Raw genomic sequence first — 16,318 nt, 5'->3', positions numbered from 1 at the left:
CCTCTCACGGGGCCGCCAGCGCGTTTCGTCGGCAAGGCCGGGGGAATAGCTCCGTGCGCCTAACATCGCGCGTTGCCGGCGCCCAGGAACTGTTCAAGTATCGGCGCGACGAGGGCGGATTCCAAGGCTGGCTTGAAAGCCGATTGCCAAACATTCCTCGCCGGTCGGCTTATCAGGCGATCGAAATATTCAGAAGTTTGAACGAGGAAATGTGTGCAAGCTTTGCACACTTAAAACCAGCCGCCATTGCCGAGGTGGCCAAGGCCGAAGCCGGGCATTCAGGCTCTGATCGGAGCGCGTCGAAGCGGGAACTTTATGGCGGGTGTCCGGAGTGCTATGGCGACAAATACGAAAGCCTTGCGCATTTAACCCGCAAAGCAAGCTATGCGCTGGGGCCGGCCCCCATCGAGACCGTTACGGATAAAAACTTGTGCTTTTTTGGGAAGTCATTTATCCGTAACACATGGCCAATCCACACTGCCAGAGCTGCAGCCGCGTCTATGCTGCCGACGAGCCGTCTTACTGGGTGCGCCTCGGCAACGGTTCCTATCTCGGTTTTCCCAGGCAGTTCACCGGGTACGTATGCGAGAGGTGCCTTGGTCGTTTCGGCGCTTACAAAAAATGGCAACCGGTGAGGCCATGCGAGCACTGCAACCGGCCGGTTTTCTATGAGCAGAGTTTTGCGGGAAGGCGTTACCGCCCCCCGAAGCATCTCGTGTGCTCTGACGCCTGTAAGAGCGCTGTTTATTATGCCGTCGCCAGAGCGCGGAAAACGAGACAGCGGAAACCGGAAGTCTGTCCGTGCGGTAAAACATTCATTCCAACACGTGCGGACGCGAAATTCTGCACTAGCGCGTGCAAACAACGTGCTTACCGCTCACGCCGGTCTGACCGGCGAGACTTCTTCACTAAGTGAAGATGTGACTTCCCGCACTGAATGCGGGATGTCTTCTCCGAATCCAGATCGTGTTTTGCCGGCATCGGGGCTCTTCGAGGACTTCTCCTTGAAGGCTACGGGTGAATCGATTACATATTGCGTGCCGGGAGTGCGTCACCTTGCACGATGGGGTTAAGGCCCCACCCGGCGTCCTCGTTTCTTACACCACCGGACCCGTCCATCCGGCTTTTGGAAACCTGCAAATCCCGAATCCATCAATTTTGCCATCCGGGCTCGTCCTGAACGCAGGCTTGATCGCGTCGAACCAAGTCTCGTCGCCTGACTCGAATCTCCGCCAAATAGCGCCCGCGACCATATCTGCAAATTGAACACCTACACTCATGTGGGATGGAGCGAGGAACAGTCCCTCGACGAGATTTGGATAGTTTGAGGTGTAGGACGTGTCGGCCTCACCTCGATTCGTTTGAAGGGTAGGATCAGAAAATGCGGCCCATGGGCCGTATCTCTTAGCCGTTCATCGTCGCCATTACGGCGGCAAATACGAACCATGGTTCGCACCTTGGAGCCGTTCTCCGTAGACAACCCACTCCAGCGGGCCATCAGCTCTGGCGCGGCAGATATCGCGACCAACCGAAGCGGGATTGAAGCAAGAAAACGGCCGCCCGGAGACCGATGTCGCCCCGGCCGGCGGCAAGCTCATAGAGCCGCAGCACAAGCGCGCATTCGAACTTCGATGCTCCTCGACGTAGCTCCGGCGCGTAACGCAATCTCAGCGTTTTCCCGGAAATGCCGAGGACGTAGCAGATTTCGGACTGCCGCGCTCCCTGAGAAGCCAACAGTTCAACGGCACGGCGGTCAGTTGGACTAGGGCTATGCGGTGGACGTCCGGGGGTCGTTTTAGCCATTTCCATCTACGGGCGGGAAAAACCTATCATGCAGTTTTGGCCGCCAGAAAAAAAATCTACAAATGAGAGGCGCGCGGGTCTTTTGACGGCGGCCATTTTGGCTTTGGTCAGCCCCCCCCTAACGAGGGTAGGTGCTGTTAGAATTTGTTCACGTCTGGCCTCTCGCGAACTCCGTGAAGCATTGCTATTGTCGGCACTGACGCCAACGGCGTAGATGCGGCTCGTCACCGCCGGACAGGCTCGCCACTTGTCTTTCACCGATGCTCAACGTTTTGGAGACCCTAATGATCATCCAATACAAGCTGGTTGGCGAGAATGACCTTATCGAGGTTACTCGGATGAGCCAGCTATCCTTCCTGTTTGCGGAACCTACCACTTCAACACTCTACACGCTGGACCGTGAAGATGTCGAAGAGGGGCTTCTTTGCGATTATGATCAGTTGCTTTCGCTTTTGATCTAACAGCGATTACTGTGCCCGGAGGATAAAAACTCTGGGCACAACCTGTCGGAAACCCCGAGTATCACAGCCGCCTGAGCAGCAACCACCCTAATTGGCGCCATTCCACCGACAAGTCCTCGAAGGCGTCCTCCTCGACCATCATGGGCAACGGGATCGACCAGAAGATCGTTTCATCGTCGGCTCCCCAAGCGTAAAAGCCGACATTCCTGCCGCTTTCGCAAAGCGTAACATCGATCTGCTCGACCTCATCGACCGTCATCATGCTGCCGGCCCCGAGCGTGCCGCGATACGGACAACCGGCCGGCTCTTTGTCGTGCCGGCCTGAGCTTCAAGAAGCGTGATGCGGCTTTCCAACTGCTCGATCCGAGCGGCCATGGGAGACAGGGTCCGTTCGAGATAATCCGTCACGATAGCGACGACTTCCTTGCCGAAAGCCTCTCCATCAAAGGTCTTCATCTGCATGACCCTCCTCAGCCCGAGACTACCGGGGGCCACTCGACACCCGTCAGGACGGCAATCGCATCAGGCGTGCCGGCAGCGACACCGAACAGGGCGCTCACTTTGATCGCCACGGCGTTGGTTTGCCACAAGCTGACAAGGTTCGTGGCTGTCGGCGTGACCGCGCTATTCGTCGGAGCATCGTTCATTTCGAGGGCGGCATGGCGTGAAATGTCGATCCCGAGGCTCTCGATGTCCGCGAGGATGCGGTCGCCGTCGAGGAGAATGAGCGTGCCGGGGCTGACGCCGGCCGAGACGGCGAAAGGCAAGTTCAAGAACTCCGAAACGCCTTCCGGTGAGGCGCTTCCTCGGCCGTCATTGAGCAAGGCAATGCTGTTCGCGGTATCGGGCGAGGCGATCCAGCAGAGCCGGCCTTCCCCGCTGTTGACCGCGTCCAACAGCCGCTTCAGGTCGGCGGCATGATTGTCGGTGGCGGCGAACGACGGTGTGGTGGATGTGATGAGCGTGCTGAGGGCGCCGACGTCGAGCGCTTTTGCGACCGCACGGCGGAGCTGCCGGCTCAAAAACGCCTGGGCGGCGGCCGACGAGTTCTCGATGATTTCCCTGGACAAGACAATGATCGCGTCGGCCTGTTGCGGCTGGAGCTGATCGCCATTGAGCGTCATGCGCGAGACAGGCCGGGCTTCACCATCGCCGGTCACATCAGCGATCACGCCCTCGGAGAACGCGCCGACGCGGGACCGAATTGGCGCGCGCGTGAGAACGGCTTGGTCGAGGAGAGAGGCGAAGGCTGACCGGCCGCCCAGCGCTTGCAAGAAGGCGGAACTCGCGGCTTGCATGTCGGCCAACTGCCCGGCCCATGAGGGATCGGCCAACGTGCCGGCGCCGACCGCCGCTTTCAAAATTCTTTGGGCTGGTGCCGGTATGCGCAGTCGGTCAGCGATGTCGGATGTGGTTTCACCCGTCTTCTCGGCAATGGCGAGGGCGCGGACGAGAGCCAAGAGCGTGCCGGCGTACTCGGCGTGAGGGTTCTGCATGATGGTCTAAACTCCTTGGCGTTTGTGCCAAGGTGCCGGAGTAAACGCGCATCACCAACCCCCTAAAACGCGCAAAACGCGCACGGTCACCGGCCGATATGCCGACGAAGTCGTGGGATTGAGACCATCCATCGGCCGCCGTGCGAAACGCCGATGCCGTCGTTGCGGCACCATCGTCGGAGCTTGTCCTTTGAGACTTCAAAGCGTTGAGCGGCGAGCGGCAGTTCGATCAGATTGCCGGCCGCGAAATCGTCGTCGGTGACGTCGGGCGCCGGCTCCGGTTCCGATCCCGCGACGGCCATTTTCTCCCGCAGTGCCTGCAAGGCCAGGATAGCACGGTCGATTAAGGCAAGCGCATCGTCGCCCGTCATGCTCGCTCCTCCTTAGGGGATTGCCGCCCAGACGGTTAAAGACCGGGCGGCGATCTCTTGCTGTGACTAATTCAGGCTCCGGGCGATTTCGTCCATCGCATCAGCTTCGTTGAGCATGCGCCTCCCGTAAGCGCGCGTCGCACCGGCAAATTCCGCCAGCGTTAAGTCGTCGAACGCCTCCAACAGGCCGGGCAACATGCCTATCACGCTACTGTCCGGGCTCCTCATTTGAAGATGCTCGATCTCGGCGACGACGGCGTCGGTACGATCGACCGTTGGTTTACCCAGGCGGGACGAAACAAGCTGTAAGGCTTCACTTGGCGTCATTTTCCTTCTCCTCTTCGGCCGGGATCGCGGCTCCGGCATTGCCGTCTCTTACGTAACTGAACCCCGCCCGCGAGGCGGGGGTTTATTACGTAGTAATAAGGGTGTGTGCAGCACACGGCGTTTCCTTAATAAAAACAGCGACTTAAGGGGTAGTGCCGCACAAGCAATTTTGTGTGTGGCAGCACCAACAAAATCAATGACTTAACTTTTTGACGCATCGGCTTCTCCGGTCAGTTTCAGCACCTTTTTTGCGCGGCTTGGCGGGCCAATTTCGACAATCGAAATGGCGCGTTTGTCGATCAGTCCATGCATCGCCTTGACCAGTTGGGGCTTGGTCAACCCCTCGCGGGCGTCAGTGAAAAAGAGGTTCGGCGCGTAGCTGCCGCCGCTTTTCGGGTTGGCAGACAGATCAATTCCGCGCTGCTGGAAAATCGCCATGAGCTTCATGAAAACGCGCTCGGCTTGATCCGCCTTGCCGATGTCCGACCCCGCCCGTTCCGGCTTGTCGGTGCAACGATAAGCGCCGCAATCCCAAACCATATTCACGCGCCGTCCGGTCGGGCCGTAGTTGCTCTTCTGCGAGATCAGCACGCGCCGGCCATCATCGACACCGTCGCCCTTGCCTTCATCATCGGCGTCGTCGGGGCGGCGCATATAGACCGTGGAGCGCCCGGTATTCGTCCATGCTGTGCTGCCGGATGCGCCCGTTTTGTTAGCAATGCCGGCCACTGACGGGTGGCTCAAAATCACGATCGCGCTGTCGTAGAGCTTGGCGAGATGGCCGAAGATATTCGAGGCGCGGGTCGCGAGGGAGCGGTCAATCTCGTCGCAGACGATGGCTTGCGCCCGGTTGTCGATGATCACGAGCGCCGGCCGGATTTGGGCAATCTGCTCTTCAAACGCGTTGAAGATCGGGGTTCTCACAAGCCGGTGCCGCTGCGGGCTAACAAGCATCGCTTTATCCAGCCGCGCCGACAGATCGTAAATCCGCAAATCGCGAAGGTCTCGAAGATCAAACGCCTCTGCGGCGGAAGCGGCTTCCAGGCGGCGCTGGCATTCGAATTCGTCGTCTTCGCACGAGACGAACAGCACCGGACCGCGAACGCCGACCGGCGCACCGAGCCAATGAGTTTGAGGACAGGCTGCGATCGGCATCGCAACGGCGGCAGCGAGTTGCAGGGCCACCGTCGTCTTGCCGCCGCCGCCGGGGCCGCTGAGGAAGGAAAGTTCGCCGGCCGGAAAGAAATCGAAGCCGTCGACAAATTTCCGGGCCGGAATCGCACGGCCGGCGAAGGACGAGGCGCGGATACCTTCGAGATATACATCCGCGACTTTACCGGGGGAGCCGCCGTCCATCAGCCCCATCCCCCGCGCTCGCCCGGATAGGGAACTGCCTTCCGGTATCGGCGATAATCGAGGTAGAGCCTCGCCCACTGTTTTTCAATTTCAATAATTAGCGGATCGATTGGCGCCGGCGGTTCGAGTCCTAAGAGCAGTCGGCGCCTCGATTGAACTTCACGTTCAAATTGGGCGGCCGACGCGGTGATGATCGCCAGCAAGCGTTTGTGCCGGCGGACACGCTCGAACCGCTGGTGCTCGGAGTTCGTACGCACATGGGGCCGGCTGCTGCTGGCTCTCGAAATGCCGGGTGGTCGGTTCATCATGGCGCTCTCCACATGGAAAGCCGCCGCCTGTTTGACGTTGAACGTAGCTCGGTTTATTTGAAAGTCTCTCATCCCTTGAGAGTTCTCGATAATCGAGCCCTTGCTGCGTCCGATGCGGCGGGGCTCATTTCGAACTGTTTTGGAGATGCGGCGGCGTGTGCTTCGGCGGTTCTGCCTGCGCGCGCCGGTACTCGGCTTTTGCCCGGCGATCAGCCTCATCAAGCTCGGCCTCTTCAAAATAGTTCCTGTTGCCGTACAGTGCTGGTGGCTTGATTCGTCCGGCCCGAATCCATCTCCAGATTGTCATGTTGCTGACGTTGCCGTAGCGCTCCCTAACTTGCGCCTGGGTCAAAAATTTCGTCCCCATGGGCGTGCCTCCTTGTCGGTTGAAACTTCTTCGGCTGGCACTTCAGGCGACCCTCCACGCCCGCTACCAAACCAAATCAAACAACATCAAAGGCAAACATCTGCGCTCAATGCAAACAGTATTTACACCAGATAATTTTATTTACCTGCAAGTAAAACTTGCGGTATACGCTCACCTCTTCACTTTTTTGACAAGCAAAGCTTGCGCATGCGACTCACCAGCATGCCTAACCTCAAGGGAATGAGCGATTCTATTCGCCGGTCTCCCGCAAGGTTAACTTGCCGAATGAAATGACGTTCGAACCTGGTTCGGCGGCAATAATCGTTTTGATATGCCTTTCCCACAGGATCAGGGCTTCGCGCTTTTCCCTTTCATAGCGTGCATGATTGTAGTGCGCCGCGACGCCGACGCGGGCGTGATTGAGAATCGCCTCCACGGTATGCGGTGCAACACCAAGGTCACCAAGCCGTGTGGCAAGGGTGCGCCTCAGATCATGTAACGTGAAAGGCTCCAGCTTCACCTCCTCGGGATCACCCCTTTCCCTGGCCTCGTTCCAGGCGATTTCCATGATCTTCTCGTCGAGACGTCGCTTGCCCCGTGAATATCCCGAAATGCTGGTGTCGCCGGTGGTCGAAAGGATAAAATCTCCCCCGCCCTGGATGCTAGGCAGGTTGTTCAAAATGGAGATCGCCGTCGGCGCCAAAGCGACCTGTTGCTCATTACCGTTCTTCGCCCTTCCCGCTGGGATGGTCCAGAACGGCTCCCGGCCGGTCAAACTGAATTCCGACCAGCTCGCGGCGGCGACCTCCTCGCGGCGCTGCCCAGTTAACATGAGCAGTTGCACCAATGGACCAAACGGCCAGCCGATTGCCTCGGCACCCTTCCACACCAGCCGTAACTCGAAATCGGAAAGCACGCGCTTGCGCTTGACCAGCGGCGCCGGAATTGGAATGCCGGCACAGGGTGAGGCATCCAGCCAGCCGGTGCCGACGGCCCAATTGAAGAACTTGCGCGTGAGCGCTAGCAGGCGTACCGCCGCCTGAGGCCGACCGCTTTCAACAACGTCATCCAGCATGGTGACGATATCGCGCCGGCGGATAGCCGCAACGTGCTTCCCCTTCCAACGTGGTATCAGTTCCTTGTCGATGTAGCGCTGTTGCGCCTGTGCCGTGCTGTCGCGGTTCTTGCGCTTGACGTGCCGCTTCACAAATTCGGCGAGCACGTTTTCAATCAGATTGTCATCGGAGAGCAGTTCTTTCTTCTCGGCGCGCGGATCGCGGCCCTCGTCGTAGGCCCGCATAATTCGGCCGGCCTCCTTCCTCGCGTCTCCGAGTTTCCAAGCGGCGACGCTCCCGATCGTAAACTTCGGATGGCCCTTATATCTGACGGCCCAGCTCTTCGCCCCGCCCGGACGCGGTTGGACAACGAGGTAGAACCCCTTCAGGCTCGGATCGGCAATCTCCTGTCGCTTGTCGGTTGCCGCGACGGCCTCGACCCACTTTGCCGTAAATGCGCTCTTCGCTTTTGTCATTCTCCACCCCCAAAATTTTCCCCGGAACGTCCGGGGGAAAGCTGGGGGAAAATTATAGAGGTGTTTTAGAGTGATAGCTAATGTTAAATTCTTATATGTTAACTTGTTGTCTAATATATGTTTTTTCCAGATTTGGCCGGAATGATGTTAGGGAGCGTTACGCTGTTTTTGGGGCTGACACGTTATTCGTAATGATGGGGTCACGTGTTCGAGTCACGTAAGCGGCACCAGTTCTTTTCAGATTTGATGTTGCAGAGGCAGTGCGCCAAAGTAGGGTATTGCTTCGACGCTGTTCCAGTCGAGGGTGCAGCCCTTGCGGCGGAGCCCGCCTGCTTGCGGGTAAGATCTCAGAACCTCATAATCATCCTCGGTCATCAATAGACTCGCTGGGTCCCGATCCGGAAAGCGGCGGCGCAGGTATAACCCCGTTATCTTTTGAACCGCCTCAAAACTTCATGAAGAATAAGAAAAGAACACATGCTGATCCAGCCGCCCCAAAGGCAAATCATATAAAACGAGCTAAATCTAAAATTGCCAAATAACTCGGTCGCGCCTCGGCACTTCGCGTTGGTACATGTCGTGATCTGACCCATGCCATAGGCAGCGAGCGCAACGAGAGCCAGACCTGAAAGCGCAATGCCTAACGCCTTGGCGGTTGAAACCTGTGGGTCAGGTTTGCGTTTAATCTGGCGTGAGTAGAAGAAATAGATTGCTAAACAGGCGCACGGAAGGGCCGTCGCCAGCGAGGCCGACAGCATTGAAGCGGGCGTCTGATCTACCAGGATCGAGAAAACATTCGCCCAGATATAAGCAAAAATAGGGACGCAAAGCAGTGACGTCTCCCAGCTTTTTGGGCCAGGTTTATAGAACTCTTGAAAAACAATGACGAAATGCGACGCCAGCGCGAACAGCGATGGAAGCAGAGGGAACTCCCATCGTAAAATAAGCAATCTCAACAATCTAAAACCTACCTGGCACTCCTGCCGAAGACAAAGCTACGATGCATTGCGCTTCATCTAAAAGAAGCAACTCTCCACGGTCCAGGAGCCCCCCTGAATTTTCAGGCATGCATAGCCTTGTGGTCCGGCAAGCCGTTATCTCGGCTCATGCTTGTCACACCTCCACGCAAGCGCTCCCAGAATCTTTTCTATTCAGAGGTCATAGCTTTTTCCCACGCTCGTTGAAGCCGGTTCCCACTTCCTCGACGTAGACACGTGATTGCTGTTGGGCGGTAGCACATTTAAGTCTCACACAATCCTTCTGAAATAGGCACCGGCTAGACCATGGGGGTACCGATGCCGAAGATGCTTGCATACTCATATCTGCGACCATGCATACGGATAATTCTTGCGCTGATGCTTTCCTTCCCAGGTGTGGCAGCCGCTACGCCTCCATGTCGTGACAACACGTTTGCGAAGGCCAAGCTCGTGGTTGAGGCACGCGTGATATCGTTCTCGATCGGAGAGTCCGGCCTGCTGTTGCCTCCGGACTATCCGGATCGAATGATACGGATCGATCTGGAGATTAAAAGGGTCATCAAAGGCACCTTCGCCGGCAAGAAGGCGACATTGTATGGTTTTCCGTTCCCCCTCCGGATAGGTTATGGGAGCTTAGCATGATGGCTTTGATAGGTGGTCTGGGCGGCCAAGATACGTTTGAGTGGGAACTTTCGGCCAACAAAATAGACGGCGCCGTGTCCTTTTATTCATTGAACAATTGTAACTATTCCAAATTCCCCGCTGACGTTTCACGGTGGCCGCGGCCTTGATATCCATCAGCGCCGGCGAGAACCCGGTCGAAGTCCTGGTGTCCTACGGCCGAAAAATTGCCGAAGCCGCCCGTGCCGAACGACTTGGCAAGCCATACGCCAAGACGGCTCACTCAAAGCTTCAACGGCTTGAGTACTTCTTCACGCAAGGCCAGGCTTTCATCTGCATGCGATCAAACGAGAATAGGCTTGGCAATTAGAGCATTTCCGTTTTTCTCGAATCATGAAAATATCGTTTTATTTTTGCGCAATTCCGGACGCAAAACCGCTCCACACATTTGCTGGAAATCGCTCAAGGAGGATTTATGAGGATATCGCTTCTGAGTATCGTTCTTTTCACCTTTACCATGTCCCCGGCCCAGGCGAAGGATTTCCCGCTCGCTTCATGTGCTGGATGGAACGGAACGCTTGTCAGCAGGACCGGCACCAATTCAAGCACCGCAGTCATGGAAGGGAACGTCAATCAGGCCAACTTCCAGGAATATTGCGAGCGAGATCCGGGAGGCGAGACGACCGCACACGGAGGGAAACTGACCGTAGAGCAGTGCGTGGCGATGTACATGAAAGAAAATGGGAAAGACACTTACCGTTCCACCGCCAATTGCTGCAAGGGCACCCTGTCCTTCTTTCCTCCTGGCGGAGAACCGCTGCGCGTCACTTTTCCATTACCGGAGGATGCAGATGTGTCGTGCGCCTCAGGCATGCCGCCGCTGATCGAGCAGTTCACGATGCTCTGCCCTCAGGCGGCACGAAAGTTTAAAATGATCGATGGCGAGTGACAGGATGGCCGCTTCGGCACTGCCGACGGATTCGCATTTGCTCCTCGACCCGTAGTTTTGGCCGGTATAGCGGCGCAGCCGCTGGAGGCGCGGTGGAGCAACCCATCCGTTGATGATCGCGCCGGCGGCTCTAGGTCGCCACCTGCCTCGGCTGTGTCAGGCGCCGGCCAACCGTCTGGCCGGGCAACTCAATGAACTTGTAGCCCATAAAGGACAAGACATAGACGATCGGGATGGTGACGATCAGCGTCATTAGCCAGCGAGCGGGATTGCTGAGGTCGGTATTTCCGATCAGCCAGGCGATGACCGGCTGCATGATGAGCAGGTGAATGAGATAGGCCCCGAAGGAAAGTTCCCCGAGGTTTCGGAAGAAGCTGTTGCCGAGCACGGAATTGACCGAGCGCGAACAATGGCCGGCGGAACCCGGAAAACGATCGGCGTGCACCAGGACAAAGAACAGCACCACGATCCCCACGCGCACAGTTTCGTGCAGCACGGTCACGTCGCCGCCCAGAGGGATAAGGACCAGCAAAGCCGAAATCGCGAAAGCCAGGTAAGCTCTGCCCTGCGGCATCCATAGTGCACCCGCCAGCAGCATGCCGGCGGCGAAGATGTGCATTTTCATCGGCAGGAATGACGGCATTGGGAAGCGAAAGCCCAGGTGATGGACCACCCAGGCGGCGATGACGGCCAAGCCGACGGTGACGAGCATGCCCTTTAGCCAACCCAACCGCCCGAGAACGATCATGATGAAGGGCAAGGCCGCATAAAACTGCATTTCCAGGCCGATGCTCCAATCGGGAAGCGCGGTGCGGAAAGCATGGGCCGGCGACAAGCCGAACAGGAAGGAGAGATGCATCACGTAGTTGGTCAGGCTGTCGTCCAGATAGCGCGATGCGGCTTGCGGCGGATTGCCATTGAAAGCATCGATGACCATTCGAGCCTGATAAATCTCGGGTCCGACAACGAGAGCAATCACCAGCATGACGTAATAGAGCGGTGCGATGCGGAAGAAGCGACGAGCCCAGAAGACCGCCCATGTTTGCGGGCTCTCCCATGGCTCTCTGGCCTTGCGTCGCTGATAGTGGAACACCATCAGGAAGCCCGAGAGCATGATGAACAGGTCGACCCCCAGCTCCGGATCTCCGATAACAGGCACCTTGAAGCCCGTCAGGATATGCGCATGGCCGATCAGCACCCATAGCGCTGCCAAACCACGCAAGCCATCCAGACATTCAATGCGTCTGCCGCCCTTCATCGCGTCCATGAGATACTCCTGTTCATTCGTATCCGCGGGCAGGGTTAGCATCTTCGACGGCAACCGGATAGTGTTAAACGGATTTTTGTGAGCTGTGGCACAACTTGTGCGGGTTGACCACCGATGAAGAACCGTTGGCGTCAGGCCTTCGACTGCGGAATATCCGGACGGAACATGCCGCTCCCGAGCAGGTTTCTCCCTTGAGACTACAAGGATGGAGAAGACCATGTCCTGCAAACTCATTACGATATCCCTCCTTTCGATCGGTCTTGCCGGCTCGGCTCTGGCCCAGACCGCGGGTGGGGCGAATTCCAGCGGCCGGCTCTCGGTGGCGCCTGTCATCGGCGGATCAGGCAGTTCGGGCACGGGATCGGCCGGCACCGGCTCCGTCGGCACCGGGTCGGCGGGCACGGGGTCCGTCGGCACCGATCCCGGCACGACCGGCAGCACCACCGGCAATGGCGGCCTCGATCTCAACAGCGGCCGCAGCACGATCAATCCGGGCGGCGTCAATCCGGATCTGCAGCAGGTGCCGGGCTGCACCGCAGGGACCGGTTCGCTCAGCGAAGCCTGCCAGCAGTGAGGACGGGCGACGGCTCGCCTCCCGACGGAGTGAAGGCCCGGTGCGGAACGGCGCCGGGCCTTCGGCTGCCGCCCTGATGGCACGCAAAAACGATGGCTGCGGCGAGAACTGCTTTACCGGCCCCGCGTGAGGTCGTAAAAGAACAGCATCCCTCCGCAAACGGCGCGTCGTCCCACATCCAGCCAGCCTGCCGATTTTTCCGGCCCTGCGGAGCACCCGAAGAGGATCGTCATGTCGAATGCAGCGCATCGCTCGAACCGCGTGCTTGTCGTCGCGACCATCATGGTGGCGACATTCATGGTTGCCATCGAGGCGACGATCGTGGCGACGGCTATGCCGCGCATAGTCGGGCAGCTCGGCGGCTTTTCCTATTACAGCTGGGTTTTTTCGGCCTTCCTGCTGGCGCAGTCGACGACGACGGTCATCTACGGCAAGCTTTCCGATATTTTCGGACGCAAGCCGGTGCTGATCGGCGGCATCCTGATCTTCCTCGCCGGCTCTCTGCTCTGCGGCTTTGCCTGGTCGATGATGTCGCTGGTGCTGTTCCGGCTGCTGCAGGGGCTCGGCGCCGGCGCGATCCAACCGGTGACTATGACCATCATCGGCGACCTCTTCAAGCTTGAGGAACGCGGCCGCGTGCAGGGCGCGATGGCGACCGTCTGGGCGACATCGGCCGTCGTCGGACCGCTTGCCGGCGGCATCATCGTCGACACCTTCTCCTGGGCCTGGATCTTCTGGATCAACCTGCCGATCGGCATCGTCTCGATCACCGCCTTCATGATCTTCCTGAAGGAGGACGTCGCGCACAAGCAGGCGAGGATCGATTATCTCGGATCGGTGCTGTTTTCGATTTCGATCGTCGCCCTCCTCGTCATGCTGACGGAAACCGAAGCGAGCGCTTGGATCCTGCTGTCGCTCTTCGCCGTCTTCGTCGTCGCGGGGCTCTTCTTCCTCGCCCAGGAGAGGCGGGCGCCGGAGCCGATCATTTCGATCGCCCTCTGGAGCCGCCGGCTGATCGCGACCAGCAATGCCGCCACGCTGCTTGCCGGCATGGCGCTGATCGGCCTTTCCACCATCCTGCCGATCTATGTGCAGGGCGTGCTCGGCCGCACCCCCATTGTCGCCGGCTTCACGCTCACCATGCTCATCGTCGGCTGGCCGCTGGCGGTAATGCTCTCCAGCCGCTTCTACAGGGCCTTCGGCATTCGCCGCACACTGCGCGTCGGCAGCCTGCTGTTTCCGTTCGGCGCCTGCTTCCTGTTGTTCCTGACGCCCGAAAGCTCGCCGGTTCTTGCCGGCGCCGGCTCCTTCTTCATGGGCTTCGGCATGGGCCTGATCAGCCTGACGAGCATCGTGCTGGTGCAGGACAGCGTCGAATGGTCGATGCGCGGCAGCGCCACGGCTTCGATCATCTTCGCCCGCAGCCTCGGTAATACGCTCGGAGCCACGGTCCTCGGCGCCATTCTCAATGCCGGCATCAGCCATTATGCGAGCGGCGAAACGGCGGCCGCCCTTCATAAGGTGCTGAACCAGCCGACCGGCCTCTCGGCGCTCGCTGCCGATCCGGCGATCCGCAGCATTTTCGACGCAGCCCTGCACTGGAGCTTCTGGGGCGTGGTCGTCGTCGCGGCGCTGACCTTCTTCACCACCTGGCTGATCCCCGTCGGCCACCGCAAGACGCGCGAAGAGCCGGCGGTGGCAGGCGAGGCAGCCTCGCATTGACACGGTTGCTCCTGACGGGGAGCGTCTGGCAATTTTGCTGAAAACGTTTCCTCCGTCATGCCCGGCCTTGTGCCGAGCATCTAAGCACCGCAGTTATTTTACAGGAAACGATTTAATTTTCAGATACTTATTCGACGTGCGCAGATCCTCGGCACAAGGCCGAGGATGACGTCGCGGGTATCCCCGCAAGTGCGAAAAACCGCTTCGCAGTTCCTGGAATTACCTTATCGGCGGTTGTCCAAAACGCGCAGGATCAGGTTTCGTCTTCCCTTGCGCTGGGCGAGATCGATATCGCTGACGAGCTTGGCGCCGCCCTCGCGCCGCTCCAAGGTGATCTTGCGGCTATGGAAGGCTTCCAATTCGGCGCGATGCGCCACGCTGATGATGGTCGCCGTCGGCAATTCGTCGATTATCGTCTCCATCATGCTGTCCTGGCTCTTCTCGTCGAGTGCCGAGGTCGCTTCGTCGAGAACGATGATATCGGGGGCATGCAGCAGCAGCCGCGCGAAGGCGAGCCGTTGCTTTTCGCCGCCCGACAGGGTCTGATCCCATGGCGCGTCTTCCTCGAGCTTTTCGCTCAGATAATCCAGGCCCACTTTGGCAAGGGCGTTCTTGATTTCCTCCGGCGTCCAGCTGTCGGCGGCGCGGGGATAGGCCACCGCGCGGCGAAGCGTTCCGGACGGGATATAGGGCCGCTGCGGCAACATGAACAAGCGTCGGTCGCCGTGGAAATCGACGCTGCCGTGACCCCAGGGCCAAAGACCGGAGATGGCGCGCACCAGCGTGCTTTTGCCGGAGCCCGATTCGCCTGCTACGAGCACCCGCTCGCCTGGTGCGATCTCCACCTGGGTTTCCTTGACCACCGCGGTACCGTCGTCGAGAGTCACCGAGAGATCGTTCAAATTCAGGATTGCATTGCCCTCTGTTTCACCGTGCTTGATGCGTCCCAAGGCATCGCTTTGTTCGGCCCGCTCAAGGCCGTCGAGCGACATCATCAGCGAGGCGACGCGTCGCGCACAGGCGTTCCAGTCGGCGAGACGTGGGTAGTTGTCGACCAGCCAACCGAAGGCCGTCTGAACGATGGCGAAGGCGGAGGCTGCCTGCATGACCTCGCCAAGCGTCATGCCGCCTGCGAGAAATTTCGGTGCGCAGAGCAGGAGCGGCACGACAGGGGCAATCAGCATCGACCCGTGCGAGACGAAGGTCGTGCGCATGTGCTGGCGCGCAAGCAGCGCCCATTGCCTGAGCACATTGGAAAATGTCTTGTCTAGGTCGCTACGCTCCTCTTCCTCGCCACCGAGCAAGGCGATGCTCTCGCCGTTTTCGCGCACACGGGTCAAGGTGTATCGAAGCTCGGCCTCCACCTGGTTCTTGACCTCCGAGACCTGGACGAAATGGCGGCCGATGACCGCAATCACGGTTGAGGTGATCACGGCGTAGAGAACCGCGGTGACGACGAGAAAACCGGGAATGGTGATGGTCGACCCGGCGAGCGGCAGCGTGAGCGCTCCACCGATCGTCCACAGCACGACGATGAAGGTCGAGGCCGATAGAAAGGCTGATATGACGCCGGCGATGAAATCGACCGGCGCTTCGGTGGCAATCCGCAAATCTTCCGAGATGCGCGCCTCAGGATTCTTGTGGTCGCCGCCGATGAGGTTCAGCTGATAATAACGACCGTTGGCCAGCCAGCGCGTGATCACCGTCTTCGTCAGCCAGGAGCGCCAGCGGCGCTGGATCATCATGCGAACATAGACTTGTGCGGTCACCAGAGCGACGCTTCCGAGCACGAGCGGCACGAAGACGGCGCTGAGATAATAGACGGTGCCGGCGTCGTGCCGCTCTATCGCGTCGAAGATCCCGCGGTTCCAGCGGTTGATCCCATATTGGAACCCGACATTCATGCAGATCATCGTCAACAGACCGATCGAGCATGGCCAGGCGAGCTTGTCGCCACCGCGGCCCCAGTAACGGCGGGCGCTGATCCAGAAACGCCTGAGCAAATATCGCTTGCGCGCCTGCTCTGCCTCCTCGGGCGTGAGCTGCGGACTGGGTTCGATGACATCCGGCGGCGCGATCTCGACAGTCGATGCCTTCTGCTGGCGCGACTTCTCGGCACCGTCCTGCTCGGTGCCGTCGACCGATTTCGGGTTGAATGTAACGTCGGTCATAAGCACGATAACGGCTT

At 59.0% G+C, this 16,318-nt stretch carries 19 protein-coding genes and 1 tRNA gene; 7 read left to right on the top strand and 13 right to left on the bottom strand.

Going from position 1 to position 16,318, the window contains the following annotated elements:
• Nucleotides 1-53: 53 nt before the first annotated feature.
• Nucleotides 54-635 (top strand): hypothetical protein, encoded by a 582-nt coding sequence (locus NMA58_RS00765; RefSeq protein WP_434711992.1) that lies wholly within the window; start codon nucleotides 54-56, stop codon nucleotides 633-635.
• A 462-nt stretch (nucleotides 636-1,097) separates the two neighbouring features.
• On the opposite strand, the gene NMA58_RS00760 is transcribed toward NMA58_RS00765, so the two are convergent.
• Nucleotides 1,098-1,301: a DUF3800 domain-containing protein gene (locus NMA58_RS00760; RefSeq protein ID WP_434713473.1), complete on the bottom strand. Its 204-nt coding sequence runs from the start codon at nucleotides 1,299-1,301 to the stop codon at nucleotides 1,098-1,100.
• Nucleotides 1,302-2,087: 786 nt separating this feature from the next.
• Between NMA58_RS00760 and NMA58_RS00755 the strand changes: the two genes are divergently transcribed.
• Nucleotides 2,088-2,264, top strand: coding sequence for a hypothetical protein (locus tag NMA58_RS00755; RefSeq protein WP_434711991.1), 177 nt, complete (start codon nucleotides 2,088-2,090; stop codon nucleotides 2,262-2,264).
• A 61-nt stretch (nucleotides 2,265-2,325) separates the two neighbouring features.
• Here NMA58_RS00755 and NMA58_RS00750 read toward each other — a convergent pair whose 3' ends face one another.
• The 9 genes from NMA58_RS00750 to NMA58_RS00710 form a co-directional block, all read right to left on the bottom strand.
• Nucleotides 2,326-2,526 (bottom strand): hypothetical protein, encoded by a 201-nt coding sequence (locus NMA58_RS00750; RefSeq protein WP_434711990.1) that lies wholly within the window; start codon nucleotides 2,524-2,526, stop codon nucleotides 2,326-2,328.
• Nucleotides 2,523-2,720, bottom strand: a complete 198-nt coding sequence (locus NMA58_RS00745) for a hypothetical protein (protein WP_434711989.1) — start codon at nucleotides 2,718-2,720, stop codon at nucleotides 2,523-2,525. The genes NMA58_RS00750 and NMA58_RS00745 overlap by 4 nt, the downstream gene beginning before the upstream one ends.
• 14 nt (nucleotides 2,721-2,734) lie before the next feature.
• Complete coding sequence (locus NMA58_RS00740; protein WP_434711988.1) at nucleotides 2,735-3,760, bottom strand: phage major capsid protein; 1,026 nt, start codon at nucleotides 3,758-3,760, stop codon at nucleotides 2,735-2,737.
• A gap of 86 nt (nucleotides 3,761-3,846) precedes the next feature.
• Nucleotides 3,847-4,131 carry a hypothetical protein gene (locus NMA58_RS00735; protein ID WP_434711987.1) on the bottom strand — a complete coding sequence of 95 codons (285 nt, stop codon included), beginning with the start codon at nucleotides 4,129-4,131 and terminating at the stop codon, nucleotides 3,847-3,849.
• A gap of 66 nt (nucleotides 4,132-4,197) precedes the next feature.
• The gene (locus NMA58_RS00730; protein ID WP_434711986.1) at nucleotides 4,198-4,458 is read right to left on the bottom strand and encodes a hypothetical protein; all 261 of its coding nucleotides are present in this window, start codon (nucleotides 4,456-4,458) and stop codon (nucleotides 4,198-4,200) included.
• 201 nt (nucleotides 4,459-4,659) lie between these two features.
• Nucleotides 4,660-5,814 carry an AAA family ATPase gene (locus tag NMA58_RS00725; protein WP_434711985.1) on the bottom strand — a complete coding sequence of 385 codons (1,155 nt, stop codon included), beginning with the start codon at nucleotides 5,812-5,814 and terminating at the stop codon, nucleotides 4,660-4,662.
• Entirely contained in the window at nucleotides 5,814-6,122 is a 309-nt protein-coding gene (locus NMA58_RS00720; RefSeq protein WP_434711984.1) for a hypothetical protein, read from the bottom strand. The genes NMA58_RS00725 and NMA58_RS00720 overlap by 1 nt, the downstream gene beginning before the upstream one ends.
• Nucleotides 6,123-6,246: 124 nt before the next feature.
• Nucleotides 6,247-6,489: a helix-turn-helix domain-containing protein gene (locus NMA58_RS00715; RefSeq protein ID WP_434711983.1), complete on the bottom strand. Its 243-nt coding sequence runs from the start codon at nucleotides 6,487-6,489 to the stop codon at nucleotides 6,247-6,249.
• Nucleotides 6,490-6,739: 250 nt separating this feature from the next.
• Nucleotides 6,740-8,020, bottom strand: a complete 1,281-nt coding sequence (locus tag NMA58_RS00710; RefSeq protein ID WP_434711982.1) for a tyrosine-type recombinase/integrase — start codon at nucleotides 8,018-8,020, stop codon at nucleotides 6,740-6,742.
• A gap of 161 nt (nucleotides 8,021-8,181) precedes the next feature.
• On the opposite strand from NMA58_RS00710, the gene NMA58_RS00705 reads away from it, so the two are divergent.
• Nucleotides 8,182-8,250 (top strand) — tRNA-Thr (locus NMA58_RS00705).
• Between the two features lie 198 nt (nucleotides 8,251-8,448).
• Here the strand turns inward: NMA58_RS00705 and NMA58_RS00700 are convergent.
• Entirely contained in the window at nucleotides 8,449-8,976 is a 528-nt protein-coding gene (locus NMA58_RS00700) for a hypothetical protein (RefSeq protein WP_434711981.1), read from the bottom strand.
• 339 nt (nucleotides 8,977-9,315) lie between these two features.
• Here NMA58_RS00700 and NMA58_RS00695 point away from each other — a divergent pair, with 339 nt between their 5' ends.
• Both NMA58_RS00695 and NMA58_RS00690 read left to right on the top strand, forming a co-directional pair.
• Nucleotides 9,316-9,639 (top strand): hypothetical protein, encoded by a 324-nt coding sequence (locus NMA58_RS00695; protein ID WP_434711980.1) that lies wholly within the window; start codon nucleotides 9,316-9,318, stop codon nucleotides 9,637-9,639.
• Nucleotides 9,640-10,093: 454 nt separating this feature from the next.
• On the top strand, nucleotides 10,094-10,567 hold the full coding sequence (locus NMA58_RS00690; protein WP_434711979.1) for a hypothetical protein: 474 nt from the start codon (nucleotides 10,094-10,096) through the stop codon (nucleotides 10,565-10,567).
• A gap of 130 nt (nucleotides 10,568-10,697) precedes the next feature.
• Here the strand turns inward: NMA58_RS00690 and NMA58_RS00685 are convergent, their stop codons facing one another.
• A complete protein-coding gene (locus tag NMA58_RS00685; protein ID WP_434713472.1) occupies nucleotides 10,698-11,834 on the bottom strand; it encodes an acyltransferase family protein in 1,137 nt (378 codons plus the stop codon).
• Nucleotides 11,835-12,039: 205 nt separating this feature from the next.
• On the opposite strand from NMA58_RS00685, the gene NMA58_RS00680 reads away from it, so the two are divergent.
• Complete coding sequence (locus tag NMA58_RS00680) at nucleotides 12,040-12,408, top strand: hypothetical protein (RefSeq protein WP_434711978.1); 369 nt, start codon at nucleotides 12,040-12,042, stop codon at nucleotides 12,406-12,408.
• 231 nt (nucleotides 12,409-12,639) lie between these two features.
• The gene (locus NMA58_RS00675; protein WP_434711977.1) at nucleotides 12,640-14,130 is read left to right on the top strand and encodes an MFS transporter; all 1,491 of its coding nucleotides are present in this window, start codon (nucleotides 12,640-12,642) and stop codon (nucleotides 14,128-14,130) included.
• Between the two features lie 224 nt (nucleotides 14,131-14,354).
• Here NMA58_RS00675 and NMA58_RS00670 read toward each other — a convergent pair whose 3' ends face one another.
• Nucleotides 14,355-16,301 (bottom strand): ABC transporter ATP-binding protein/permease, encoded by a 1,947-nt coding sequence (locus NMA58_RS00670; RefSeq protein ID WP_434711976.1) that lies wholly within the window; start codon nucleotides 16,299-16,301, stop codon nucleotides 14,355-14,357.
• Nucleotides 16,302-16,318 lie beyond the last annotated feature (17 nt).

This window comes from Rhizobium sp. YTUHZ045 (assembly GCF_051124255.1).
In the GTDB taxonomy this organism is placed as follows: domain Bacteria; phylum Pseudomonadota; class Alphaproteobacteria; order Rhizobiales; family Rhizobiaceae; genus Rhizobium.
Note: the sequence above shows the minus strand (reverse complement) of the source record. Positions and strands in the feature narration are given on the sequence as shown.